Below are 24,813 nucleotides of genomic sequence, written 5' to 3' on the forward strand. Positions count from 1 at the left end.
TATTACAAAATAAACCACCATTTCTCACACAAATACACAATACCTCTTTCTATCTCACGCATTTCAGAGTAAAATTCGCCAATTCAAGTCAATAAATGTTCAAATTATTGACCGCACTTTTATAGGATTAAAACGAATGACATTATCAACCAAACAAAAACAATTTCTCAAAAGCTTGGCGCATCATCTCAACCCTGTTGTGATGCTAGGTGGAAACGGATTAACCGAAGGTGTGTTGGCGGAAATTGAAATGGCGCTCAATCATCACGAGCTAATTAAAGTGAAAATCACCGGCGCCGATCGTGAAACCAAACAATTAATTATTGATGCCATTGTACGCGAAACTCACGCGGAAGCGGTGCAAACCATTGGACATATTTTGGTGTTATACCGTCCAAGTGAAGAACAAAAAATCCAATTACCGCGCAAATAAGTCGATCTTTAAGGTGCGCCGAACGCACCTTAAAATCGCGCAAAAAACGATCGCACTTTATTCACCATGTTAAAACCTCCTACCAGCCAAAAATACCAAGATTTTTTATGCAAAAACGCATACAATGCATTTCAATTTGCGCCTTGCCGAAAATCTTGCTAAAGTGCGGTACAATTTGGTGCGAATTTAAATTAGGAAGAAAAAATGAGCCAAGAATACTTAGATTTTGAATTACCTATTGCAGAACTGGAAGCCAAAATTGAATCACTGCGTTCCGTTACCGAACAAGACGACAAAATTAATCTTGATGATGAAATTGCGCGCTTGCAAAAGAAAAGTGTGGAATTAACGCAAAAAACCTTTGCTAATTTAGACGCTTGGCAAGTCTCTCGCATGGCGCGCCATCCAAACCGCCCTTATACTCTAGATTACATTGAACATATTTTCACCGATTTCGACGAACTTGCCGGCGATCGAGCCTTTGCTGATGATAAAGCGATTGTGGGGGGATTGGCACGTTTAGACGGAAAACCGGTGATGATTATCGGACATCAAAAAGGACGTTCGGTGAAAGAAAAGGTAAAACGCAATTTTGGGATGCCGGCACCGGAAGGTTATCGTAAAGCATTGCGTTTAATGCAAATGGCTGAACGTTTTAAATTACCGATTATTACCTTTATCGACACCCCGGGGGCTTATCCGGGCGTGGGGGCTGAAGAACGCGGCCAATCGGAAGCCATTGCGCGTAATCTACGCGAAATGTCCACCTTAAAAGTTCCTGTGATTTGTACGGTTATCGGCGAAGGTGGCTCCGGTGGCGCGTTAGCCATTGGTGTGGGCGATAAGGTTAATATGTTGCAATACAGCACTTATTCCGTTATTTCGCCGGAAGGTTGTGCCTCCATTTTATGGAAAAGCGCGGACAAAGCCTCTACTGCCGCTGAAGTCATGGGCTTAACCGCTAACCGTTTACACGAATTGAAATTAATTGACAATATCGTGCCGGAACCCTTGGGTGGCGCGCACCGTAATTATGCCGAAATGGCAGCCCATTTAAAACAGCGCTTATTGGACGATTTAGCCGATCTTGAAGTGCTTGATCAAGAAACCTTATTAGATCGTCGCTACCAACGTTTGATGAGCTACGGTTATTGTTAATCAAATTATTTACGAAAAAAAGCGGTTATTTTAACCGCTCTTTTGATGTTATAAAAAAGAAGATATTTATCGTTATAAGGAGTTCATATGAAAAACCTGATTTCTATTCAATCTCACGTCGTATATGGTTACGCGGGCAATAAATCCGCGACCTTTCCAATGCAACTGCTCGGGGTGGATGTATGGGCTTTGAATACCGTTCAATTCTCCAACCATACGCAATACGCTAAATGGACCGGTATGGTACTACCAAAAGAACAAATCGGTGAAATCGTACGTGGTATTGATGAAATTGGCGAACTGCACCGCTGTGACGCAATCATTTCCGGCTATATCGGTTCCGCTGAACAAGTCGAAGAAATTGTCAACGCTGTTAACTATGTTAAACAACGTAATCCTCACGCAGTTTATCTTTGCGATCCCGTCATGGGGCATCCCGATAAAGGTTGTATCGTAGCAGATGGCGTAAAAGAAGGTTTAGTCAATATCGCCATGAAAGCAGCGGATATTATCACGCCGAACCTCGTGGAATTACGCGAATTAAGCGGTTTATGTGTGGAAAATTTTGCGCACGCTATTAATGCGGTCAAAGCTATTTTAGCGCAAGGTCCAAAAAAAGTGTTAGTCAAACATCTAAGCAAAGTCGGACAAGATCCCAACCGATTTGAAATGTTACTTGCTAACCAAGAAGGTATTTGGCACATCAGCCGCCCATTGCATACCTTTGCCAAAGATCCCGTTGGCGTAGGCGATTTAACCGCCGGATTGTTTATGGCGAATTTGTTAAACGGAAAATCCGATATTGAAGCCTTTGAACATACTGCCAATGCGGTGAATGAAGTCATGCAAATGACGCATGATTCTGGGTTTTATGAACTACAAATTATCGCGGCGAGAGAATTTATCATTAATCCTCGCAGCCATTATCAAGCAGTAAAAATTGCTTAATTTAGTATGGATATTTTTGCAAAATTTGAGCATATCGTTAACCAACATCAACCGACACAAACACATTTTCTCGTCGGTTTTAGCGGTGGACTTGATTCCACCGCACTACTCTCGTTATTGACAAAATTCTGTCAAAAACGACCGCACTTTTCCCTTAGTGCCATCCATATTCATCACGGTTTAAGGCCAAATGCTGATCATTGGGCGACACATTGCCAACACCTTTGTCGCCAATTATCCGTTCCGCTGATCGTAGAAAAAGTCCAAGTCGATCGACGTTTAGGCATTGAAGCAGGCGCCCGCGAAGCGCGTTACCAAGCTATTCGGCGCTATATAAGCGCGGATCATATTTTGACGACCGCCCACCATCAACAAGATCAAACAGAAACCTTTTTCCTTGCGCTAAAACGTGGTAGCGGCGTACAAGGCTTGTCCGCTATGCCATTACAAAGTGCGGTCTTTTCTGTGCCGATTTTTCGCCCGCTGCTCCACTTCACGCGTGCCGAGCTGGAAGAATATGTTCATAGCGAAAATTTGCCTTGGATTGAAGATGAAAGCAATCAAGATAACCGCTATGACCGCAACTTCTTGCGCCATAAAATTTTGCCCCTCTTGCGACAACGCTGGGCACATTTTGACCAAGCTGTCCAACGCAGCGCACAACATTGCTTAGAACAACAGCAATTGTTAAATGAATTACTGGCACAAGAATTACAAAAGTATCAAAAAAATAACCGCACTTTTGACATTAGCCAATTTGCGCATTTTTCTGTACCAAAACAAAAAGCATTACTGCGTTTGTGGCTAGCCAATTGCCATTTGCCCATGCCCTCCAGCAAACAATTGGCGCAAATTATTCAAGATGTGATTTTCGCCCAAGCAGATCGTTATCCGGAATTTAAACTGACCGACAAGCTGATTCGTCGCTATCGCCAACACTTACACATCACGCCAATTTATCAAGATGTCAGCCCGCTTATGTTGCCGGTAATATTAAACCAACCTATTGATTTACCGGATAATTTAGGTAAATTTATTATTAAAGCGCAACCTAATGAATGGATTGCACAATGGCAAGATCACATGATGCTCCTTCCGCCAACACAAAAACCTATCCATCTTGCTTTTCATTATTCGGGAACTGTTCGCCACCATGGTATTCATCAAGATATTAAAAAGCTATGGCAACAACATAACATCCCTTATTGGTTACGCCAGCGCACGCCTTTAATTTTTTATGGCGATCAACTTCAATGTGCCATGGGAGTGTTTCGTATCCAACAGTAAATCTTGGCATGGTCTATGACATAAAAAAGAGTTGGTTTTATCTAAACCAACTCTTTGTTCTATAGATTATTATATTACAACGCTTCAATCACCCGATATTGCACTTTTAATTTCTCAAGTCCATCTTGATACGCTTGCATTTTCTCACGCTCTTTAGCAATCACTGCTTCCGGTGCTTTTGCCACAAAGGCTTCGTTGCTGAGTTTGCCTTCAATACGTTTGATTTCATTGATCATTTTTTCAATCTCTTTATTCAAACGAGCAAGTTCAGTTTCTTTATTGATAAAACCTGCCATTGGCACTAACACTTCCACGTTGCCGACCAATTTCGCTACTGAAAACGGAGCTTCTTCGCCTTGAGCTAATACTTGCACGCTGTCAAGTTTTGCCATGGCTTTTAGCAAACGGTTATTTTCCGCAAGAATGTAACGCTGTTCATCTGAAACGTTACGCACTAAGAAATCCAAGTCTTTGCTTGGAGCAATGTTACTTTCTGCACGAATGTTACGCACCGCTACGATCAGCTCTTTTAACCAGTTGATCTGTATTTCTGCCGCTTCGTCAATTTGGCTTGTTTCAACGGTTGGGAACGGTTGTAGCATAATCGTATCGCCTGAAATATTTACGAAGCCTTTCACTTTCTGCCAAATTTCTTCCGTGATAAACGGAATAATCGGGTGAGCTAAACGTAATAGTTTTTCCAACACACGCACAAGGGTTTGGCTTGCACCACGTTTTTGAGCGTCGGTACCGTTGGCAAACACAGGTTTTGTAAGTTCTAAGTACCAGTCACAGAATTGATTCCAAGTGAACTCATAAATCGTATTTGCCGCCAAGTCAAAACGGTATTGACTTAATGCGTCACGGAACTCACCAACGGTACGGTTGAAGCTCGATTGGATCCAGCGATCGGCAAGGCTATATTCTACCTCGCCTGCGGATAAATCTAATTTCTCGTTAGTTAAAACGAAACGACTTGCATTCCATAATTTATTACAGAAATTGCGGTAGCCCTCCAAACGTTTCATATCCCAATTGATATCACGTCCATTGCTCGCTAACGCCGCAAGGGTAAAGCGTAACGCATCCGTTCCATGTGCAGAAATGCCATGTTCAAATTCTTTACGAGTTGCTTTAGCAATTTTTTCCGCCAATTGTGGTTGCATCATATTGCCGGTGCGTTTTTCAAGCAAATCCTCAAGACTGATACCATCAATCATATCAATCGGGTCTAACACGTTCCCTTTTGATTTCGACATTTTTTGTCCTTGTTCATCACGGATTAAACCTGTCACATACACGGTTTTGAACGGCACTTGCGGTTTGCCGTTTTCATCTTTGATGAAGTGCATCGTGAACATAATCATACGAGCGACCCAGAAGAAAATGATGTCAAAACCCGTGATTAACACATCAGTCGAGTGAAACATTTTCAGCTCTTTTGTTTGTTCCGGCCAACCTAAGGTTGAGAACGTCCACAAGCCTGATGAGAACCACGTATCCAACACATCTTCATCTTGTTTTAACACAACATCAGAGTTTAACTGATATTTTGACCGCACTTCCGCTTCATCTCGAGCAACATAGACATTGCCTTGTTCATCATACCAAGCCGGAATACGATGTCCCCACCAAAGCTGACGAGAAATACACCAATCTTGAATATCACGCATCCAAGAGAAGTAAAGATTTTCATACTGTTTAGGTACGAATTGGATTTCGCCGTTTTCCACCGCTTTGGTGGCGACTTCCGCTAAAGGCTTAACCGAAACGTACCATTGATCGGTCAGCATTGGCTCAATCGGCACGCCACCACGGTCACCGTAAGGGACTTTTAAGTCGTGCGGTTTGATTTGGTCTAATAAGCCGAGAGCCTCAAAATCAGCCACGATTTTCTTACGAGCGACAAAACGCTCTAAGCCTTGATAGTCGGCTGGAATTGGTGCAGCGTAGCCGGCAAGCGGTTTGCCGTCCGTGCCGATAATTTCTGCTTCCGCACGAATATCGGCATTGAGCGTCATCACATTTACCATCGGCAAGCCGTGGCGTTTGCCCACTTCGTAGTCGTTGAAATCATGGGCAGGGGTAATTTTTACCACGCCGGTACCAAATTCACGCTCCACATATTCATCAGCAATAATCGGAATTTCACGGTTGGCAAGTGGTAGCACGACCGTTTTGCCAATCAGAGATTGATAACGTTCATCTTCGGGGTGAACCGCAACCGCTGTATCGCCCAACATAGTTTCAGGACGGGTCGTTGCCACCACCAAGTAATCCAAGCCGTCAGCGGTTTTCGCACCGTTGGCGAGCGGATAGCGGAAATGCCAGAGCGAGCCTTTGCTCTCTTTGTTTTCCACTTCCAAATCAGAAATGGCTGTGTGCAGTTTTGGATCCCAATTCACCAAGCGTTTGCCACGGTAAATCAAGCCTTCTTCGTGCAAACGCACAAAGACCTCTTTCACCGCATTAGACAAGCCTTCGTCCATCGTAAAACGCTCACGCTCCCAGTCAATCGAGTTGCCCAAGCGACGCATTTGCTGACTGATCGTACCGCCAGAATAGGCTTTCCAATCCCAAATTTTGTTGATAAATGCCTCACGACCATAATCGTGGCGAGTTTTGCCCTCTTCCGCTGCGATTTTACGCTCCACCACCATTTGGGTCGCAATCCCGGCGTGGTCGGTGCCCGCCTGCCAAAGGGTGTTGTTGCCCTCCATACGGTTGAAGCGGATTAAAGTATCCATCAAGGTTTGCTGGAAAGCGTGCCCCATATGTAGCGAACCGGTCACATTCGGCGGCGGAATCGCAATACAGTAGCTTGGTGCATTAACATCTTCGCTTGGCTTAAAATAGCCTTGCGATTCCCAGTGTTGGTAGAGTGCTTGCTCTACAGCGGAAGGGTTAAAACGGTCTTCCATTGTGAATTGTTTTGTCATTGGTTTTCTCGTTGTTTTTAAAATTTAGCAATTTGCTTTAATAGATTGAATTAGATAATAGCCATTTCTATTTACTACATTAACAGTTGCTATACCTTTGCACTGTGTTTTTGTTGCTGTAAATGTATAATTAACTGTAAATTGATTATTACTTATTTGTGTAATGCTTTGTACTTCTAATGGAATCTGTAATGATGAATAAAATTTAAATATATTTTTTTGATTAAATGGACCAACGCCACGTTTCTCAGGAATAACATAAGCTGCCGCTAAATCACCATCGGCAACAGATAAGGCATTATAAAAACCTGCTACTGTGTCATAAGCTGTTTGTTCGTAGTGTGTATGATTAGAATTGCCTTTTGAGAAATCTAATTCATTATAATTTATCCCATATCTAGCAGCATTATTTTTAGTTAAATAATTAAATTCTTTTGGTCTCGCAAAAGTCATAAATTCAATTGCTCGATCTGAATATCCCCAACGACTCAAAACCGCACCTAATTTTGCATTAGCATAACCAGTTTGCTCTCCAGTATAACCATTATATATAGCGTGATAACCAATAATGGAATAAGGTAAGTTAGCTACTTTATTATGGCTAGATGACCAAATAATTGCACAAGCTGAATAACACTCATCATAGGGGGCTACAACTAGTAACAAAACTAGTTTTATTTTATTATATTACTTCCACTATTAAAAAAAAAAAAAAAAAAAAAACAACTGCTTTTCCATCAATAATTTTTCTAGCTATTTCTTTAAATTTTCTTGCATCACCACTTATAATCGGACCAGCAATAACAATAACGTTCATTCCATCATAGTTTATATAGGATATTTCTGCTGAATGAACTGCTTGTGTAGTAATCAATCCCCAAAGTAAAAATAATAATTTTTTCATTTTCATATCTTCCCCATTCAACCCCGATGGCACCCGTCGGAAACGGGCGCTATCGTTTGGTATTTTACAAGCGGTCTGTTTTGATAAGTTTTTTGCAAAAAAATTTTTAAATCTAACCGCTCTTTTACCCCACACGAGCCGTGTGGGGTTAAGCATAGCCGAGCCACGCTGTGGCTCTGATTCTTTTCTAAATTACAGCTCCAGATGAGCTGGGATTATCGAGCCTAGCACGGCTCGTGCTAGGTAGTCTTAAATCCTAATTCCACTAATTCATCACAAAGCTGATTGCACCAATTCGGTATTTTTTCTGAAATTTTTATCACTTTCTTATCTGCAATTTGCAAAATCAAATTCGGCTTGGTTTCTGAATTATCATAAATCAGCGTTTCATCATTGATAAAGATGGCATCAATTAAATTTTTACTGCTGATGTCATAACGTTTTCTAATCGTTTCCTCATCAATAAAATGCCCACCAGCTTTCACTCTTGCTTTTACCCGTTCAACGTTAATATCAGGGTCATCAACACCAATATAATTTAATCGAGTTTTGAAATTATTTTCTTTTGCAAATTCCATTCTTTTCAGAATGGATCTTCCCGAAAGGGTAGATTCCATTGAAAACGAAATCTGATTTTTTACTGCAAACTGAAATAGCTCAATTGCTTTTCTTCCTGCTTCTAAATCTGCCAATCTTGGATTGTGTGGGCTAATCTGCATTGCGATGTTATCCGAATCAATCACAATCTCGACTTTATCTTGATTGAAAGATCGCAAGGTAGATTTACCGGCTCCGTTTGTGCCACAGTAAAAAATCGCTAGGCTATTGAGCATATTTAATCACTTTCTCTGTACCGTCCGGATAATGCTGGATTAAATCTCCATTTTCTCGGCGATACGTCAGCACTTCGTGCTTTTTCTTTTCTTCAAACCAAGCGGTAAAAAGAATATCCAGCTCACGTTGTTTTTTGAGTAATTCTTCACGACTTGTCATTTTATGTCCTATGTTCCAAAATCGCCAAATATCTTTCTAATTCAGCCAATTCATACTGACTAATCAACTCAACCAAACTGCTAATATCCTGCTGGTTTTTATGGAAATCATCAAAACATTGGTAATAGTTTGCTCGATGAGTAAATTTAATATCAACAGGTAAATAGCCGTGTTTTAATAATTCAAAATTAATCAGTAATCGCCCGGTGCGTCCGTTGCCGTCAATAAAAGGGTGAATACTTTTAAAAGCTAAATGTAACCAACTAATTGCTTCTATGGGATGAAGAGCGGTCAGTTTTTGTTGATATTTTTCAATTAACGACTGTATTTCTTCGGCAATTAAATAAGGGGCTGTCGGTTCGTTTTCCGCCCCTAAAATACGCACCGGAATTTTACGATAAACCCCTCGACTTTCAGCATTATTCATTAACACCAACGAATGAATATCTTTAATCGTACGCTCGCTTAATGTTTCATTATTGGCGACTAATTCATAAATATAATTAAAGGCATCTTTAAAACCGATAATATCCAAATGTTCTCGCAGCGGCTTTTCTGCAATCGTCATTCCCTCTTTTAAGATCAGCACGGTTTCACGCAAAGTAATGGTATTGCCTTCAATCGCATTAGAATTATAACTACTCTCAATAATAAACTCTTCTCGCAAGCGTTGCACTTCCGCCAGGAAAAGCGGACGATATTGCGCAATCTTGTGTTTTAACTTATCTATACGAGAGAATTTATCCATTACGCTTTCTCCGTATTCAACTGCCAGCCCAACTGACGGTATTGTTTATAGCGTTCGCGTGCCTGTGCTTTTTCGGTTTCATCTCGAGGAACAAAATCAATTACTTGATTAAAGCCGGCAACAAAATCCGGCACGTTGGTTTGCAAATTGATCAATAAATCGCGACGTTGTGCATTACGTTTTCCCTGCCACGAAATTTCAATCGGCGTAGCAAACTGTGTGATTTCACCGGATAAATTATGCGGGACAAACTCATCAGGATCCCGTTGCCACAAGGCTTCATCAAGATTTAGCGCCTGCTGTTCGGTTTCACAAGCAATCAATACTTTTTTACCCACACGCCACGCAGAAGCGGCTAAATTGCACGCCAAATTTTCGCTTGCCGACAATAACTCCGTCGGCTGAATATTCTCAATAATATAAAATTGGGCGTTTTTGTTCATAACATATATCACCAGTAGATTAAATTACTTCAGGTTAAAACTCACAGATTTTATCGGAAAATGCCTCAAATATAAAACATTAATTTTTTAAGTGCGTAAATTTTATGGCATCATGAAAAACGAAAGAAAAAATATAAAAAAATTCACCGCACTTTTATGATCTAAGTCACAAAACATCATTTTCATACATTTCATCTCATTCCATTCATACCTGCAAAGTGTTACACTCCAAACTACCTTATCGGTTTTCAATTAATATTTTTTAAGAGGTAATCACTATGACATTCCGTATTGAGAAAGATACCATGGGCGAAGTGCAAGTTCCGGCAGATAAATACTGGGCAGCACAAACTGAACGTTCACGCAACAACTTCAAAATTGGTCCGGAAGCCTCAATGCCTAAAGAAATTATCGAAGCTTTCGGTTATTTGAAAAAAGCTGCCGCTTATGCCAACCACGATCTTGGCGTCCTACCGGTTGAAAAACGTGATTTAATCGCTCAAGCCTGTGATGAAATTTTGTCGAATAAATTAGATGATCAATTCCCTCTCGTTATTTGGCAAACCGGTTCCGGTACGCAATCCAATATGAACGTGAACGAAGTAGTTTCTAACCGCGCTCATGTATTAAATGGCGGTAAACTCGGCGAAAAATCTATTATCCATCCAAATGACGACGTAAACAAATCTCAATCTTCCAACGATACTTACCCAACTGCAATGCATATCGCCGCTTACAAAAAAGTGGTTGAACATACACTTCCGCGCCTAAAACGTTTGCAAAAAACCTTAGCGGACAAAGCGGTGGCGTTTCAAGATGTAGTAAAAATCGGTCGTACACACTTAATGGATGCAACGCCATTGACATTGGGTCAAGAATTTTCTGCCTATGCAGCACAATTAGCCTTTGGTATCAAAGCATTAGAAAATACATTACCACATTTAGCGGAATTAGCATTAGGCGGTACTGCGGTCGGTACTGGCTTAAATACGCCGAAAGGTTATGACGTAAAAGTCGCTGACTATATTGCAAAATTTACCGGTTTACCTTTCGTTACTGCGCAAAATAAATTTGAAGCGCTCGCTACTCACGATGCTATTGTCGAGACCCATGGTGCGTTAAAACAATTAGCGGTTTCCCTTTACAAAATCGCTAACGACATACGTTTATTGGCATCCGGTCCGCGTTCCGGTATCGGCGAAATCTTAATCCCGGAAAACGAACCGGGCTCATCTATCATGCCGGGCAAAGTCAATCCAACCCAATGTGAAGCTATGACCATGGTTTGCGCACAAGTATTGGGTAATGATGTAACCATTTCTTTCGCCGGTAGCCAAGGTCATTTCCAATTAAACGTGTATAAGCCTGTGATGGCATTCAACTTCTTGCAATCTGCACAATTATTGGGTGATGCTTGTCTATCATTTGATGAACATTGTGCTTGCGGTATCGAACCGAACTATTCACGTATCAAACAGCAACTAGAACAATCACTTATGTTGGTAACTGCATTAAATACCCATATCGGTTATGAAAATGCGGCAAAAATTGCAAAAACTGCGCACAAAAACGGTACAACCTTGAAAGAGGAAGCGATTAACCTAGGTTTAGTGACCGCTGAACAATTTGATGAATGGGTACGCCCTGAAGATATGGTCGGCAGTTTAAAATAAGCCCCATACAAAATTTGTTCAAAAGGCGAGGTCAATTCTCGCCTTTTTTTAGTTTATTGATATAATCAACAGAGGATTTTTATTCTAGGTAAAATATGAAATTTAAAGCTATTTTGTTGTGTATTTCTTGCTTATTTTCGACCGCACTTTTTGCGCAATGGAAAAGTGTGGGGAATGGTGATTATAATTGGGGACCTTTTCAGGTTTATACGCTTAGCCTTTACAGCGAAAACGGTACATATCAAGAAAATATGCGTCCGTTAATGTTAACCTTCAAATATGCCAAACCGATTGAAGGGAAAAGTTTCGCAATTAATTTAGTTAAAGAAATCAATGCATTAAATTTCAATAAAGACAGCTCGGCGGCGTGGCTAAAAAAAATGCAAGAAATTTTTCCCAACTTTTCGCCAAACAATGTCTTAAGCTATATTGCCTTGGAAAACAAAGGATATTTTGTATTCAATGATACAATTTTAAACCACGAATTTGATGCCTCTTTTAATCAAGCACTGTTAGCAATTTGGCTGTCGCCACAAAGTAATTTCAAGCAGTTACAAAATCAATTAATTGGTAAAGAAAAAAGCACCTATCCTGACGGAGATTTTTTACCTCATCCCGAGGTGCAGCAGTTAGATGAAGAAGATGCTAATCCGCAAATCCCCCCCACATTTGAGCATCAACAAAAAACCAAAACAGAATCATAATCATCGGATTTAAATAAATACACAAAAGCGCGGTGAAAAAATCACGAATTTTAACCGTACTTTTTCATTAAAAACAAAAAATCGGACAGCGCTCAACCCTGTCCGATTTTTTTATGCCCTTACGATTGGATCATTTTTTATCCAATTGTGGCAACATTGATTCCGCACCAACGGTTAATAATCCCGTATTGGTGTAAACACCTAATTTACTGCGTGTATCGGTAATATCTAAGTTACGCATGGTTAACTGACCGATACGATCTACCGGATCAAACGGTGCATTTTCCACTTTTTCCATACTTAAACGTTCCGGCGCATACGTTAAATTCGGCGATTCGGTATTTAAGATAGAATAATCGTTACCACGACGCAATTCTAAGGTTACCTCACCGGTCACTGCTTTCGCCACCCAACGTTGTGCAGTCTCGCGCAACATTAATGCTTGAGGATCGAACCAACGACCTTGATACAACAAGCGACCTAAACGCAATCCATTAATACGATATTGTTCAATAGTATCTTCGTTATGAATACCGGTCACCAAACGCTCATACGCAATATGTAACAACGCCATTCCCGGTGCCTCATAAATTCCGCGACTTTTCGCTTCAATAATACGGTTTTCGATTTGATCCGACATTCCCAATCCGTGACGTCCGCCAATACGGTTGGCTTCCATAAATAAATCCACAGCGTTATCAAAGGTTTTACCATTTAACGCTACCGGAATGCCTTCCTCAAAACGCACTGTTACTTCTTCAGCCTTAACTTGCACGTCGTCTTTCCAAAATGCCACGCCCATAATTGGATTAACAATACGAATACCGCTGTTTAAAAATTCCAAATCTTTCGCTTCGTGCGTCGCACCTAACATATTAGAATCGGTAGAATAGGCTTTTTCAACCGACATTTTGTATTCAAATCCGTTGGCAATTAAAAATTGCGACATCTCATGGCGACCGCCCAATTCTTCGATAAATTGATTATCCAACCAAGGTTTATAAATTTTTAAATTTGGGTTCGTCAGCAAACCATAACGATAAAAACGCTCAATATCGTTGCCTTTAAAGGTACTACCGTCGCCCCAAATATTCACATCATCTTCTTTCATGGCTGAAACTAACATGGTTCCGGTCACTGCCCGACCCAATGGCGTGGTATTAAAATACGTCACACCGCCGGTAGAAATATGGAAAGCGCCACATTGAATCGCTGCAATCCCTTCGTGTGCTAATTGACTACGACAGTCAATTAAACGCGCTTTTTCTGCACCGTATTCCATCGCTTTGCGCGGAATCGCATTATAATCATCCTCATCAGGCTGCCCCAAATTCGCGGTATAAGCATAAGGCACCGCGCCTTTTTGACGCATCCAAAGTAGTGCTGCGCTGGTATCTAACCCGCCGGAAAAAGCAATTCCCACTTTTTGACCTTGAGGAATCGTTTGTAAAATCGTGTTTGACATAGTTAAGACCTTTTGTTCACTGTAACATTAAACTGCTTTATTATGATTAAAAATTCAAAATTTGTAAATAAAAATTCAATTTATTTTGACCGCACTTTTAGCAACACGCTTCGTCTTGTTGCGGCAAAATCGCATAAAGATCCGGATATTGATAAACAAAATCCAGTTCTCGGCAAATTTTATCGCCCACAATAATACGTTGCGGATCTTGCGGCGAAGCAATAAAGTGCGGTGGATTTAGCGACAATTTTTCCGCCATTTTACCATAATAATCCGCGCGAGTCGGGTGATGGGGAGCGACGAGGTGGTACAAGCGCTGATAACTCGGGGTTTCCAACAGCAATTGAATTGCGCGGGCGCAATCGTCCACGTGGACTAAATTTACCGGCGTATTGCCCTTATCTACCTGTTCACGTTCAACCAGATGAAACACCGGATGGCGATCGTTGCCCACCAGTCCTGTAAAACGAATAATATCGCAATCAATATCTTGTAATTGAAATAGCCAATTTTCGATTTCCAACAACGCCCTGCCCATATCCGAATTCGGCTGTGCCGGAGTGTCTTCGTCAAATTGACCAGAAATATCCGGAAAAACTGAAGTTGAGCTGATAAAAATAATATGCTGAATATTGTGTAGCAATGCTTCGCTGACTAAATTTTTGATTCCTTGCACGTATTGTTGCAAATCAAAAAAATACTGGCTTGGCGGAATATTAATAATGAGGCTATTAACCGATAACAACTCGGTTAAATCATCCGGATCCACATTCAATTCAGGTGTTAATTCAAGATGATAAGCCTCCAAACGAATCAAGCGCATCTGCTCCACCCCTTCGTGCCTACGCTTGCTGCCTTTCACTTCCCAACCTAAATTTTTTAAATGACGGGCAAGAGGCAAACCTAGCCATCCCAATCCCACAATCGCAACCGATCTCATATCACCTCAATAAATAGAATAAAGTGCGGTAAAATTTAACAAAATTTCACCGCACTTCCAATTATTTCGTTAATAAATCTAATGCTTCTTGATATTTATCAACGGTTTTTTGAATTACCTCTGTCGGCACTTTCGGCGCTGGAGGTTCTTTATTCCAACCGCTTTGCTCCAACCAATCGCGAATAAATTGTTTATCAAAAGAAAGTGGATTGATTCCCTCTCGGTAGGTTTCCACTGACCAAAAACGGCTGGAATCCGGCGTTAATACTTCATCCATCAAGGTCAATACGCCACTTTCATCTAAACCGAATTCAAATTTGGTGTCGCAAATAATAATGTCCTTCGTCAAGGCATATTCTGCGGCAGCGGTATAAAGCGCAATGGCTTTTTCTTTCACTTGACGTGCCAATTCTGCACCGATTAATTTTTCACATTCAGCATAACTAATATTAATATCATGATTGCCCACGTCTTCTTTGCTTGACGGAGTAAAAATCGGCTCTGGCAATTTGCTCGCTTCCACCAACCCTTGCGGCAATTGCAATCCGCAAATAGTGCCGGTTTGTTTATAATCTTTCAAACCGCTACCGGTCAAATAACCGCGCACAATCGACTCAATTTTAATCGGTTTCAAACGCTTACATACCACCGCGCGATCTTTGACTAAATCCGCTTCAGCTTTAGGTAAAACATCATACACCGTGTCACCGGTAAAATGATTTGGCATGATCGGCGCCAATTTGTTAAACCAAAAGTTAGAAATTTGGGTGAGAATTTCGCCTTTACGCGGAATCGGATCCTCTAAAATAACATCAAACGCCGACAAACGATCCGTCGCTACCATCAATATCCGTTTGTCGTCAATTTCATAAAGATCGCGGACTTTTCCCGAATAGATTTTTTTAAGACTAAGTTGTGTCATACTTATTTCCTGTTTCTCAATCAAAAATCGCGCTATATTGTACCGCACTTTTGACGCAACCGTTTGCTATTTTTTATAAATATTTAATCCATCCGGTGAAAAAGAGAAAAATATTGAGAATTCCCTCAATTTCAGCGAAAATATACCCCATTTTTTGCAGAATTATTGAATAAAAAAATGTCCTTAAACGATTATCCACAACAAGTAAATAAAAGACGCACCTTTGCGATTATCTCCCACCCTGATGCCGGTAAAACAACGATCACAGAAAAAATGTTACTTTATGGCAATGCCATTCAAACTGCCGGCTCGGTCAAAGGTAAAGGATCGCAAGCGCACGCCAAATCCGACTGGATGGAAATGGAAAAACAACGGGGAATTTCCATCACCACCTCCGTCATGCAATTTCCTTATAATGATTGTTTGGTGAATTTATTAGATACCCCGGGACACGAAGACTTCTCGGAAGATACTTACCGTACATTAACCGCGGTGGATAGCTGCTTGATGGTGATCGATAGCGCCAAAGGGGTAGAAGAACGGACGATCAAACTGATGGAAGTTACCCGTTTGCGCGACACACCAATTATTACCTTTATGAACAAACTCGACCGTGATATTCGCGATCCGATGGAATTATTGGATGAAGTGGAAAATGTGCTAAATATTCATTGCGCGCCGATCACTTGGCCGATTGGGTGCGGAAAATTATTTAAAGGCGTTTACCATTTGTATAAAGATGAAACCTATTTATATCAGTCCGGTCAAGGGCATACCATCCAAGAAGTGCGTATTGTCAAAGGCTTAACAAATCCGGAATTAGACGCTGCGGTGGGTGAAGATTTTGCGCAACAATTGCGCGACGAATTAGAATTAGTACAGGGCGCTTCCAACGAATTTGAGCTTGATGCTTTTTTAAACGGGGATTTAACACCGGTCTTTTTCGGTACTGCCCTCGGTAACTTTGGCGTGGATCATTTCCTTGATGGCTTAACCCAATGGGCGCCCGCGCCACAAGCGCGCCAAGCGAATACCCGTTTAGTGGAAAGTGCGGAAGAAAAATTAACCGGATTTGTGTTTAAAATTCAAGCGAACATGGATCCGAAACACCGTGACCGCGTTGCCTTTATGCGCGTCGTTTCGGGTAAATATGAAAAAGGTATGAAATTACGTCATGTGCGTATCGGCAAAGATGTGGTCATTTCTGATGCTTTGACCTTTATGGCAGGCGATCGCACTCATGCGGAAGAAGCCTACGCCGGCGATATTATCGGTTTGCATAACCATGGTACTATCCAAATTGGCGATACCTTTACCCAAGGGGAAGAATTGAAATTTACCGGTATTCCAAATTTCGCGCCGGAATTATTCCGTCGTATTCGCCTTAAAGATCCGTTGAAACAAAAACAATTGCTCAAAGGCTTAGTACAATTATCGGAAGAAGGTGCGGTACAGGTGTTCCGCCCGATTAGCAATAACGATCTGATTGTCGGCGCGGTTGGTGTGTTACAGTTTGATGTGGTCGTTTCACGCTTAAAATCGGAATATAACGTTGAAGCGATTTACGAAAATGTCAATGTCGCCACAGCGCGCTGGGTGGAATGCGCCGATGGCAAAAAATTTGAAGAATTTAAGCGTAAAAACGAGCAACATTTGGCATTAGATGGAGGCGATAATTTAGCCTATATCGCACCAACAATGGTCAATTTAAATCTCGCGCAAGAACGTTATCCGGACGTGACCTTCTTCAAAACACGCGAACATTAAAAATAAAAAATGGGCAAATCGCCCATTTTTTAACCGCACATTCAAGACGCAGCTAATTGTACAGACTCGGCTCTTCCCGATTTGGGCGGGTTTTAAACCGCCGATGCAACCACATATATTGGTCAACGCCACGCAAGATTTCTCGTTCTACAATGTGATTCATTCTTTTGGCAATTTCCACATCACTGTCTAAATCGCTAAAATCTACCGGCGGGGAAATTTTCACCGTATAACCGCTTCCATCCGCATGGCGTAAGGGCGCAAATGGTACAACACGACTGTTTGGAGCTGATTTGAGTAAATAATAGCTTCCGGTGGTCGTCGCCGCGTCTTTTACCGCAAAAAATGGCACAAACACCGCATTTTTTCGCCCATAATCATGATCCGGCGCATACCAAATAATCTCGCCTTGGCGCAACGCTTTGATCATTCCGCGTAAATCCTTGCGATCCAGCATATCTTTATTTGAACGCAGGCGTCCATAGGTTTGTAGCCAGTCCATCAACGGGTTATCATTTGGGCGATAAACTCCAATCCCCGGCTGATCAATGCCGACAATTCTGGCGCCCAATTCTAGAGTTAAAAAATGCACGCCGACAAAAATAATCCCATCTTTGCCATGATGAGATAAATGTTCCAACCCTTCAATTTTGCACCATTTTTTAATCCGTTTATCCGACCAAAACCACGCCATTCCCGTTTCGATAATCGCCAGACCGGTCGATTGCAAATTACGGTGTAAAATTTCGTCAATTTGTGATTCACTGTATTGAGGAAAACACAGTTGCAAATTTCGACGCACAATTTCGATACGACGTTTACCAACAGAGAGTTTTGCAAACAACCAACCGAAGCCATGACCAATTTTCAATAACATTGGATAAGGTAATAATAATATTAATCGCCAAATGGCGACTCCGAGCCAAAATCCCCAATATTTAGGCTTTAAAAATGTAAACTTAAAAGTTGGAAGTGGTACTTTTGCCATAATCAAACTACAATTTATTACAAAGATGGGTTAGTTTAACGGAATTTTGATCAAATAGCATTTCTCCTATGATAAAATCAGCAAAATTTTTAGTCAAAATAGGATAAAACAACATGGCTCAATATTCAGCACAATTTCAACAAGCCAAAGTCTTAGTGTTAGGTGATGTAATGCTTGATCGCTATTGGTTTGGCGCTACTAACCGAATTTCACCCGAAGCGCCGGTGCCGGTAGTGCGGGTGCAAGGCAATGAAGAACGTGCGGGCGGTGCGGCAAACGTAGCAATGAATATTGCCTCCCTGAATGTGCCGGTGGAATTATTGGGATTAACCGGTAAAGATGAAGCCGGCAGCGCCTTAAGCCACTTGTTGCAACAACATAAAATTCAATGCAATTTTGTGCAATTGGAAACCCATCCCACCATTACAAAATTGCGCATTTTATCCCGACACCAACAATTATTGCGCTTAGATTTTGAAGAAGATTTTCATCAGGTGACCTCCGAGCAATTGCTGGAAAAATTAAAAAGTGCGGTCAAAAATTACGGTGTTTTAGTATTATCCGATTATGGCAAAGGTACGCTAAATCAAGTACAAGTAATGATTCAAGTCGCACGCGCAGCGAATGTGCCGGTTCTTATCGATCCTAAAGGTACCGATTTTGAACGTTACCGCGGCGCCACCTTATTAACCCCAAATATGTCGGAGTTTGAAGCGGTTGTCGGGCATTGTAATAGTGAAGAAGATATTGTAGAAAAAGGGCTAAATCTGGTTTCTACACTAGAATTGACCGCACTTTTAGTGACGCGTTCGGAAAAAGGCTTGACGCTATTGCGTCCCGGGCAAGCGCCATTTCATTTGCCAACGGAAGCGCGCGAAGTCTTTGATGTGACCGGTGCCGGCGATACGGTAATTAGTGTGCTGGCAACCGCCTTGGCGGATGGACGTTCCTTTGAAGAAGCCTGTTATCTGGCAAATGTGGCTGCCGGTATTGTGGTAGGTAAATTGGGAACCTCAACGGTTTCTACCGTTGAGCTGGAAAATGCTATTAATGGGCGCAGCGAGAATGGTTTTGGCATTATGACGGAAGAGGCGCTGAAAAGTGCGGTCAAATTAGCCAAAGATCGCGGTGAAAAAGTGGTGATGACTAATGGTTGCTTTGATATTTTACATCCCGGTCATGTATCTTATTTGGAGCATGCACGCAAATTGGGCGATCGTTTGATTGTGGCGGTAAACAGTGATGAGTCGGTCAAACGTCTTAAAGGAGAAAATCGTCCGATTAATGCTTTGCATGCCAGAATGGCTGTGCTCGCCGGATTATCCTCTGTAGATTGGCTGGTCGCATTCTCTGAAGATACGCCGCAACGTTTAATTGGCGAAATTTTACCGGATTTATTAGTAAAAGGCGGAGATTATAAAGCAGAGGATATTGCCGGCAGTCAAGAAGTATGGGCAAATGGCGGCAAAGTAAAAGTCTTGAACTTTGAAGAGGGTTTTTCTACCAGCAATGTTATCAAAAGGATTCGTGAAACGGAACAATAAAACTGTTGCTTATGCCACATAAATGCACAATTTATTAAATAAAACCGTGAGTTAGATCACATTTTTATAAATGCCCGTTTGCCTTATAGGCGAATTTTTTATATTCTAGCTCCAACAAAAAACAAGTGCTATGGTAAATAGCCAACATATTTTGCTTTCCGAGTAGTGCCTCAGCCGAGGCACTTTTTTTTGCCTAATATTGATAAATTTCAGTAAAAAGTTTGAATTAGATCTCACAATTGAATTTATCTATTTGAAATTCCCTACGTAACAACATATCATTTAACCAAGATCAATCAATGATGTTAATCATAAACATATAAAAGGAGTATTTAAATGAAAGTAGCTGTTTTAGGCGCCGCTGGCGGTATCGGTCAAGCATTAGCGTTATTATTAAAATTGCAATTACCTGCAGGTTCGGACTTATCACTTTATGATATTGCACCGGTAACACCGGGGGTTGCCGCTGATGTTAGCCATATTCCAACAGCAGTTAACGTACAAGGATTTGCCGGAGATGATCCAACACCTGCATTACAAGGCGCAAATGTGGTGTTAATTTCTGCCGGTGTGGCTCGTAAACCGGGTATGGATCGTTCCGATTTATTTAATATCAATGCGGGGATCGTGCGTAATTTGGTGGAAAAAGTCGCGGTAACTTGTCCAAAAGCCTGCGTCGGTATTATCACTAACCCTGTAAATACGACAGTTGCAATCGCCGCGGAAGTATTGAAAAAAGCCGGTGTTTATGACAAACGTAAACTTTTTGGCGTAACCACATTAGATATTTTGCGCTCTGAAACCTTTGTATCCGAATTAAAAGGATTGGATGTTTCCCGCGTGACCGTACCAGTTATCGGTGGACACTCCGGCGTGACAATTTTGCCATTGTTATCTCAAGTACAATATGCAAAATGGAAAGATGAAGAAATTGCGCCATTAACTAAACGTATCCAAAACGCGGGTACTGAAGTAGTTGAAGCGAAAGCGGGCGGCGGATCGGCAACCCTCTCTATGGCGCAAGCCGCCGCACGTTTTGCTCGTTCATTAGTGAAAGGATTGAGCGGTGAAACCGTTGTCGAATGTACTTATGTAGAAGGTGACGGTCAATATGCGCGTTTCTTCTCTCAACCGGTGCGTTTAGGTACAGAAGGTGTGGAAGAAATCCTGCCAATCAACCAATTAAGCGCATTTGAGCAAAAAGCCTTAGAAGATATGCTACCAACTTTACGTGCCGATATTGAATTGGGTGAAAAATTTATCACCGGCTAATTGTTACAGTCTGAATGTTGTATTCGTTACTTAACTTATTGGGCATCAAATGATGCCCTTTTTATGCAAGCCAAATGGACGTAAAAATATAACCAACAAAAATGCCTCTTACACCCATTTGTACTGACTTAGAATTTCAGCTGCTTTTCCGCCTCTTTTGCTCGTACCAAGAATTGTTTACGTTCTGCGCTCGACATTCCGCTACTAGTTCCCGGTAATTTCACCTTAAGCGGATTAACCGGACGACCGTTAATATGAAATTCATAGTGCAAATGCGGACCGGTAGAACGACCGGTATTACCGGATAATGCTATGCGTTCGCCTCGTTTAACCGATTGACCGGCTTTTACCAATACTTTGCTTAAATGCATATATACGGTTTGATATTCTCTACCATGACGAAGCATTAAATAACGTCCGGCTCCGCTCCCTTGATAAGCGACTTTTTCAACAATACCATCTGCCGGAGCAATAATAGGTGAACCAATTGGCAACGCAAAGTCCACACCTTTATGTGGCATAATTCGCCCTGTGATAGGGTGACGTCGAGCAAGATTAAAATGAGATGATACTCTTGCTTGACGCAACATCGGATAACGTGAAAACCCTTTACCTAAGGTCTCGCCTTGCCGATTATAATAACGACCGTTTTTTGCTTGAATAGCATAATAACTTTTCCCTCCCGTACGAATGTGAATTGCCTCCACATTCCCTTGCCCGGTTAGTTTACCTCCCAAATATTCTCGCGAAATCCAGATCGCAAATTTATCACCTTTTTTTAATTTTTTAAGCGTCACTTGCCACTGAAGCGCTGTTGTGAGCTGAGAAATTTGCTTACTGTTTAGTCCCAGCTTAATTAAGCTATCGGAGAAAGTTCGATTGATTTCTCCTTTCAACACATCTTTTTTCCAAACGCTTTCTTTAACTAAAATCTGACGCTTAAATTTACCTCCATTTGCTCGCTCGAAAATCTGCTCCTCTTTCTCCGACACTAACCAGTTCAAATATTCTAAATTACCATCATTATCTAAAATCCAATAAAATTGTTGCCCAGCTTTAAGATTTTTTAATTTCGGATAATCTGCGATTAATTTTTCATAGGTATTATCTTCTAACCCAGATTGCTCCAAAACATCTTTTAAAGTATCACCACGTACCACAGTGTGGCTAAATTGCTCTTTAATACGAATAGCTTGATCAGCAATATCCAATAAATTATTTAGCGCATCTTGTGCATCTTGCGGCAATTGTAACATACCATCTTCATCAAGCTTAACCTGATCGACTTCATCATCCTTTGCAGTTAAATCATCATAGTAAGAGGTATTTTTTTCTTCCCCTGACGGAGACATCTTCGGATTAGAATTGGTAATATCGCCTTGTCCCCTTTCTTTTTTTGCAACAGTATCGTCAGTTAGTGTTATCGCCGACATTGCCGCAGAACTCTCCTGATTGGTGGATGCTGCTGTGTTAGCGGTTGTAGATTCAAATAAATTTCGCACCGCACTTTCATGTTGATTTAAGGATTTATATTGAGTTCCGTCCTCGGAAACCGTAGCAATATTCGTTTCAGCAGTATCTTTTAAGCTCAACACGCCCCCAACTAAAATAGACAATATTGCCAAAAAGAAAACCATCACTTTAATACGCGATTTTCTTTTGCGCCTATCTCGAGCTAACTTTACGTGTTGCACCTGTTTTCCTTCTTAAGTTTAACCGAATGCGTATTACCACGACATTACGATAATTCCTGCTTAAAATTTTATCCTAATCGCTTTCCGGCAAAAGCAACCTATTAAATAACCTTTTACTAAAAGGAAATTATCTGTTTCCAAATAGAATAAAATTTTCTTTCAACTCCATCTTAATGAGACCCTCAAGATCACAAAAAATTCCCACCCAAACAGAAAAAAATATCAAATGTGTAAATTCTCGCCACAATAGAAGATGTAACTTGTTAAATGCTAAAAAATAAGTTATTTTTACACCACTTTTTGTCGATCGCTTTCAGGTTAAATTATAAACACCATGCAAATCCACCCAATTAATATACCTCTCGTTGAATTACAAGATATCAACGTACAATTTGGACAACAAAGTGCATTACAAGAGATTAATTTATCGATTTACCCCAATTCAGTAATGACCATTGTCGGTCCTAACGGCGGCGGTAAATCCACGCTACTTAAAGTGTTGCTTAAATTGGTGACACCAACCTCCGGCAAAGTCATTCATAACAAAAACCTTCGCATTGGTTATGTACCGCAAAAAATTCATTTGGATCGAAGTTTACCGCTAACCGTGGAAAAATTCCTCGCACTTAAACGCGAGATTTCCGCTCAAGAAATTGCACAGGCACTCGCACTGTTTTCCATCACACATTTAGCCAAAAACCAAATGCACAAACTCTCCGGCGGTGAAATGCAACGCGTGCTTTTAGCACGTGCGATTTTAAATAAACCGAATTTATTGGTGTTGGATGAGGCAACGCAAGGGGTAGACATTAACGGGCAAATTGAACTTTACCAATTAATTCATAAAACCCAAAAAAATTAAATTGTGCGATTTTGATGGTGTCGCACGATTTGCATATTGTCATGGCGAGTACCAACGAGGTGCTTTGCATTAACCAGCATATTTGTTGTGCCGGTACGCCGGAAAAAGTCTCTAATGATCCGAAATTTATCCAATTTTTTGGCGATCAATTTGCAAAAAATATTGCCTTTTATACGCATCATCACAACCATAAACACGATATTCACGGTGATGTTTGTTGCGATCGGGCATTTCATTCCGGGCAATGTTCGCATCAATAATAAAATCCCATAATCGCGAGTTACTTATGTTTGATATTTTATTTCCTGCTTGGCTAACCGGTATTTTGCTTTCTTTGATTACTGCTCCGCTCGGTGCTTTCGTTGTATGGCGCAAAATGGCATATTTCGGCGATACCCTGTCCCATTCCGCCTTACTCGGCGTTGCGCTAGGCATTTTTTTACAAATCAATCCCTACGTAGCCATTTTAATCCTAACCTTATTATTGGCAATTATGATGGTATGGCTAGAAGAAAACACCACCTTTTCTGCCGATACGCTGCTTGGCATTATTGCCCATAGCTGCCTCTCCCTTGGTGTGATCACCGTTGGCTTATTGCAAAATGTACGTGTTGATTTGATGAGCTATTTATTCGGCGATTTGCTCGCCATTGGGTACCAAGATCTGTATTTTATCGGCACCGGTGTCGTGGTCGTTTTAAGTACCTTATTATATTTTTGGAAACCCCTCCTCTCCACCACTGTCAGTTCGGAATTGGCACAAGTAGAAGGCGTCAATATCCGCAAAATGCGTTTTATCTTAATGATCTTAACCGCATTAACAATCGCCTTGAGCATGAAATTTGTCGGCGCCTTAATTATCACCTCGCTATTAATTATCCCCGCCGCCACTGCCAGACGCTTTGCCGGAACGCCGGAAAGCATGGTGATCATTGCAGTGTTATTAAGCATGACTGCTATTTCGTTAGGCCTATTATTATCCGCCTTTTACGATACCGCCGCCGGTCCGTCCGTGGTGATTGCTTCAGCGTTGTTGTTTATCATATCCCTTACCCGCAAATCGCAATAATCGGCTTCAAGTATTACCAAACAAACGAAAAAAAGACCGCACTTCAAAGTGCGGTCAAAA

At 41.2% G+C, this 24,813-nt stretch carries 22 protein-coding genes and 1 pseudogene; 11 read left to right on the forward strand and 12 right to left on the reverse strand.

Going from position 1 to position 24,813, the window contains the following annotated elements; genetic code table 11:
* Positions 1–136 precede the first annotated feature (136 nt).
* From yhbY to tilS, 4 genes are all read left to right on the forward strand, one after another.
* Positions 137–433 carry a ribosome assembly RNA-binding protein YhbY gene (gene yhbY, locus CFY87_RS00700; RefSeq protein WP_094945396.1) on the forward strand — a complete coding sequence of 99 codons (297 nt, stop codon included), beginning with the start codon at positions 137–139 and terminating at the stop codon, positions 431–433.
* Positions 434–637: 204 nt separating this feature from the next.
* The gene (gene accA, locus CFY87_RS00705; RefSeq protein ID WP_094945397.1) at positions 638–1,591 is read left to right on the forward strand and encodes an acetyl-CoA carboxylase carboxyl transferase subunit alpha; all 954 of its coding nucleotides are present in this window, start codon (positions 638–640) and stop codon (positions 1,589–1,591) included.
* 87 nt (positions 1,592–1,678) lie between these two features.
* Positions 1,679–2,539 carry a pyridoxal kinase PdxY gene (pdxY, locus tag CFY87_RS00710; RefSeq protein WP_094945398.1) on the forward strand — a complete coding sequence of 287 codons (861 nt, stop codon included), beginning with the start codon at positions 1,679–1,681 and terminating at the stop codon, positions 2,537–2,539.
* Positions 2,540–2,545: 6 nt separating this feature from the next.
* Positions 2,546–3,826, forward strand: a complete 1,281-nt coding sequence (tilS, locus tag CFY87_RS00715) for a tRNA lysidine(34) synthetase TilS (RefSeq protein WP_094945399.1) — start codon at positions 2,546–2,548, stop codon at positions 3,824–3,826.
* 74 nt (positions 3,827–3,900) lie between these two features.
* On the opposite strand, the gene CFY87_RS00720 is transcribed toward tilS, so the two are convergent.
* The 7 genes from CFY87_RS00720 to CFY87_RS00745 all read right to left on the reverse strand — a co-directional run bounded on the left by CFY87_RS00720 (position 3,901) and on the right by CFY87_RS00745 (position 9,853).
* A complete protein-coding gene (locus tag CFY87_RS00720) occupies positions 3,901–6,765 on the reverse strand; it encodes a valine--tRNA ligase (protein WP_094945400.1) in 2,865 nt (954 codons plus the stop codon).
* A 24-nt stretch (positions 6,766–6,789) separates the two neighbouring features.
* Positions 6,790–7,431: a hypothetical protein gene (locus CFY87_RS00725; RefSeq protein ID WP_094945401.1), complete on the reverse strand. Its 642-nt coding sequence runs from the start codon at positions 7,429–7,431 to the stop codon at positions 6,790–6,792.
* Positions 7,432–7,447: 16 nt separating this feature from the next.
* Positions 7,448–7,669 carry a hypothetical protein gene (locus tag CFY87_RS11420; protein WP_143226151.1) on the reverse strand — a complete coding sequence of 74 codons (222 nt, stop codon included), beginning with the start codon at positions 7,667–7,669 and terminating at the stop codon, positions 7,448–7,450.
* A 239-nt stretch (positions 7,670–7,908) separates the two neighbouring features.
* Complete coding sequence (locus tag CFY87_RS00735) at positions 7,909–8,502, reverse strand: ATPase (RefSeq protein ID WP_094945403.1); 594 nt, start codon at positions 8,500–8,502, stop codon at positions 7,909–7,911.
* Positions 8,492–8,662 carry a hypothetical protein gene (locus tag CFY87_RS11760; protein ID WP_167325175.1) on the reverse strand — a complete coding sequence of 57 codons (171 nt, stop codon included), beginning with the start codon at positions 8,660–8,662 and terminating at the stop codon, positions 8,492–8,494. Before CFY87_RS11760 ends, CFY87_RS00735 begins: the two co-directional genes overlap by 11 nt.
* Before the next feature lies 1 nt (position 8,663).
* On the reverse strand, positions 8,664–9,410 hold the full coding sequence (locus CFY87_RS00740) for a Fic family protein (protein ID WP_094945404.1): 747 nt from the start codon (positions 9,408–9,410) through the stop codon (positions 8,664–8,666).
* The gene (locus tag CFY87_RS00745; RefSeq protein WP_094945405.1) at positions 9,410–9,853 is read right to left on the reverse strand and encodes a DNA polymerase III subunit chi; all 444 of its coding nucleotides are present in this window, start codon (positions 9,851–9,853) and stop codon (positions 9,410–9,412) included. The genes CFY87_RS00740 and CFY87_RS00745 overlap by 1 nt, the downstream gene beginning before the upstream one ends.
* Positions 9,854–10,131: 278 nt before the next feature.
* Here CFY87_RS00745 and fumC point away from each other — a divergent pair, with 278 nt between their 5' ends.
* A complete protein-coding gene (gene fumC / locus CFY87_RS00750; RefSeq protein WP_094945406.1) occupies positions 10,132–11,526 on the forward strand; it encodes a class II fumarate hydratase in 1,395 nt (464 codons plus the stop codon).
* Positions 11,527–11,621: 95 nt separating this feature from the next.
* Positions 11,622–12,230: a chalcone isomerase family protein gene (locus CFY87_RS00755; RefSeq protein WP_094945407.1), complete on the forward strand. Its 609-nt coding sequence runs from the start codon at positions 11,622–11,624 to the stop codon at positions 12,228–12,230.
* 130 nt (positions 12,231–12,360) lie between these two features.
* Here the strand turns inward: CFY87_RS00755 and argG are convergent, their stop codons facing one another.
* The 3 genes from argG to CFY87_RS00770 form a co-directional block, all read right to left on the reverse strand.
* On the reverse strand, positions 12,361–13,695 hold the full coding sequence (gene argG, locus CFY87_RS00760) for an argininosuccinate synthase (protein WP_094945408.1): 1,335 nt from the start codon (positions 13,693–13,695) through the stop codon (positions 12,361–12,363).
* A 97-nt stretch (positions 13,696–13,792) separates the two neighbouring features.
* The gene (locus tag CFY87_RS00765) at positions 13,793–14,635 is read right to left on the reverse strand and encodes an SDR family oxidoreductase (protein ID WP_094945409.1); all 843 of its coding nucleotides are present in this window, start codon (positions 14,633–14,635) and stop codon (positions 13,793–13,795) included.
* A 61-nt stretch (positions 14,636–14,696) separates the two neighbouring features.
* Positions 14,697–15,557, reverse strand: a complete 861-nt coding sequence (locus tag CFY87_RS00770) for a phosphoribosylaminoimidazolesuccinocarboxamide synthase (protein WP_094945410.1) — start codon at positions 15,555–15,557, stop codon at positions 14,697–14,699.
* Between the two features lie 177 nt (positions 15,558–15,734).
* Here CFY87_RS00770 and prfC point away from each other — a divergent pair, with 177 nt between their 5' ends.
* Positions 15,735–17,324 (forward strand): peptide chain release factor 3, encoded by a 1,590-nt coding sequence (prfC, locus tag CFY87_RS00775; protein ID WP_094945411.1) that lies wholly within the window; start codon positions 15,735–15,737, stop codon positions 17,322–17,324.
* A 52-nt stretch (positions 17,325–17,376) separates the two neighbouring features.
* Here prfC and CFY87_RS00780 read toward each other — a convergent pair whose 3' ends face one another.
* Positions 17,377–18,312 carry a Kdo(2)-lipid IV(A) acyltransferase gene (locus CFY87_RS00780; protein ID WP_094945412.1) on the reverse strand — a complete coding sequence of 312 codons (936 nt, stop codon included), beginning with the start codon at positions 18,310–18,312 and terminating at the stop codon, positions 17,377–17,379.
* A gap of 113 nt (positions 18,313–18,425) precedes the next feature.
* Here CFY87_RS00780 and hldE point away from each other — a divergent pair, with 113 nt between their 5' ends.
* The gene (gene hldE, locus CFY87_RS00785; RefSeq protein ID WP_094945413.1) at positions 18,426–19,856 is read left to right on the forward strand and encodes a bifunctional D-glycero-beta-D-manno-heptose-7-phosphate kinase/D-glycero-beta-D-manno-heptose 1-phosphate adenylyltransferase HldE; all 1,431 of its coding nucleotides are present in this window, start codon (positions 18,426–18,428) and stop codon (positions 19,854–19,856) included.
* Positions 19,857–20,192: 336 nt separating this feature from the next.
* Positions 20,193–21,128, forward strand: coding sequence for a malate dehydrogenase (mdh, locus tag CFY87_RS00790; protein WP_094945414.1), 936 nt, complete (start codon positions 20,193–20,195; stop codon positions 21,126–21,128).
* 128 nt (positions 21,129–21,256) lie between these two features.
* Here mdh and mepM read toward each other — a convergent pair whose 3' ends face one another.
* Positions 21,257–22,822, reverse strand: a complete 1,566-nt coding sequence (gene mepM / locus CFY87_RS00795) for a murein DD-endopeptidase MepM (protein WP_094945415.1) — start codon at positions 22,820–22,822, stop codon at positions 21,257–21,259.
* A 334-nt stretch (positions 22,823–23,156) separates the two neighbouring features.
* On the opposite strand from mepM, the pseudogene znuC reads away from it, so the two are divergent.
* Positions 23,157–23,944 (forward strand): annotated as a pseudogene (gene znuC, locus CFY87_RS00800) (zinc ABC transporter ATP-binding protein ZnuC).
* A gap of 26 nt (positions 23,945–23,970) precedes the next feature.
* Positions 23,971–24,753 (forward strand): zinc ABC transporter permease subunit ZnuB, encoded by a 783-nt coding sequence (znuB, locus tag CFY87_RS00805; protein ID WP_094945669.1) that lies wholly within the window; start codon positions 23,971–23,973, stop codon positions 24,751–24,753.
* Positions 24,754–24,813: the final 60 nt, after the last annotated feature.

It is taken from the genome of Actinobacillus seminis, assembly GCF_002263215.1.
GTDB lineage: Bacteria > Pseudomonadota > Gammaproteobacteria > Enterobacterales > Pasteurellaceae > Actinobacillus_B > Actinobacillus_B seminis.

What these genes read in the sequence shown, in the direction of transcription:
- fumC (WP_094945406.1), top strand. Translation starts at nt 10,132, where the DNA reads ATGACATTCCGTATTGAGAAAGATACCATGGGCGAAGTGCAAGTTCCG.
- prfC (WP_094945411.1), top strand. Translation starts at nt 15,735, where the DNA reads ATGTCCTTAAACGATTATCCACAACAAGTAAATAAAAGACGCACCTTT.
- hldE (WP_094945413.1), top strand. Translation starts at nt 18,426, where the DNA reads ATGGCTCAATATTCAGCACAATTTCAACAAGCCAAAGTCTTAGTGTTA.
- CFY87_RS00755 (WP_094945407.1), top strand. Translation starts at nt 11,622, where the DNA reads ATGAAATTTAAAGCTATTTTGTTGTGTATTTCTTGCTTATTTTCGACC.
- mdh (WP_094945414.1), top strand. Translation starts at nt 20,193, where the DNA reads ATGAAAGTAGCTGTTTTAGGCGCCGCTGGCGGTATCGGTCAAGCATTA.
- accA (WP_094945397.1), top strand. Translation starts at nt 638, where the DNA reads ATGAGCCAAGAATACTTAGATTTTGAATTACCTATTGCAGAACTGGAA.
- CFY87_RS00770 (WP_094945410.1), bottom strand. Translation starts at nt 15,557, where the DNA reads ATGACACAACTTAGTCTTAAAAAAATCTATTCGGGAAAAGTCCGCGAT.
- znuB (WP_094945669.1), top strand. Translation starts at nt 23,971, where the DNA reads ATGTTTGATATTTTATTTCCTGCTTGGCTAACCGGTATTTTGCTTTCT.
- CFY87_RS00745 (WP_094945405.1), bottom strand. Translation starts at nt 9,853, where the DNA reads ATGAACAAAAACGCCCAATTTTATATTATTGAGAATATTCAGCCGACG.
- CFY87_RS00780 (WP_094945412.1), bottom strand. Translation starts at nt 18,312, where the DNA reads ATGGCAAAAGTACCACTTCCAACTTTTAAGTTTACATTTTTAAAGCCT.
- pdxY (WP_094945398.1), top strand. Translation starts at nt 1,679, where the DNA reads ATGAAAAACCTGATTTCTATTCAATCTCACGTCGTATATGGTTACGCG.
- CFY87_RS00765 (WP_094945409.1), bottom strand. Translation starts at nt 14,635, where the DNA reads ATGAGATCGGTTGCGATTGTGGGATTGGGATGGCTAGGTTTGCCTCTT.
- tilS (WP_094945399.1), top strand. Translation starts at nt 2,546, where the DNA reads ATGGATATTTTTGCAAAATTTGAGCATATCGTTAACCAACATCAACCG.
- CFY87_RS00740 (WP_094945404.1), bottom strand. Translation starts at nt 9,410, where the DNA reads ATGGATAAATTCTCTCGTATAGATAAGTTAAAACACAAGATTGCGCAA.
- CFY87_RS11760 (WP_167325175.1), bottom strand. Translation starts at nt 8,662, where the DNA reads ATGACAAGTCGTGAAGAATTACTCAAAAAACAACGTGAGCTGGATATT.
- CFY87_RS00720 (WP_094945400.1), bottom strand. Translation starts at nt 6,765, where the DNA reads ATGACAAAACAATTCACAATGGAAGACCGTTTTAACCCTTCCGCTGTA.
- CFY87_RS11420 (WP_143226151.1), bottom strand. Translation starts at nt 7,669, where the DNA reads ATGAAAAAATTATTATTTTTACTTTGGGGATTGATTACTACACAAGCA.
- argG (WP_094945408.1), bottom strand. Translation starts at nt 13,695, where the DNA reads ATGTCAAACACGATTTTACAAACGATTCCTCAAGGTCAAAAAGTGGGA.
- CFY87_RS00735 (WP_094945403.1), bottom strand. Translation starts at nt 8,502, where the DNA reads ATGCTCAATAGCCTAGCGATTTTTTACTGTGGCACAAACGGAGCCGGT.
- yhbY (WP_094945396.1), top strand. Translation starts at nt 137, where the DNA reads ATGACATTATCAACCAAACAAAAACAATTTCTCAAAAGCTTGGCGCAT.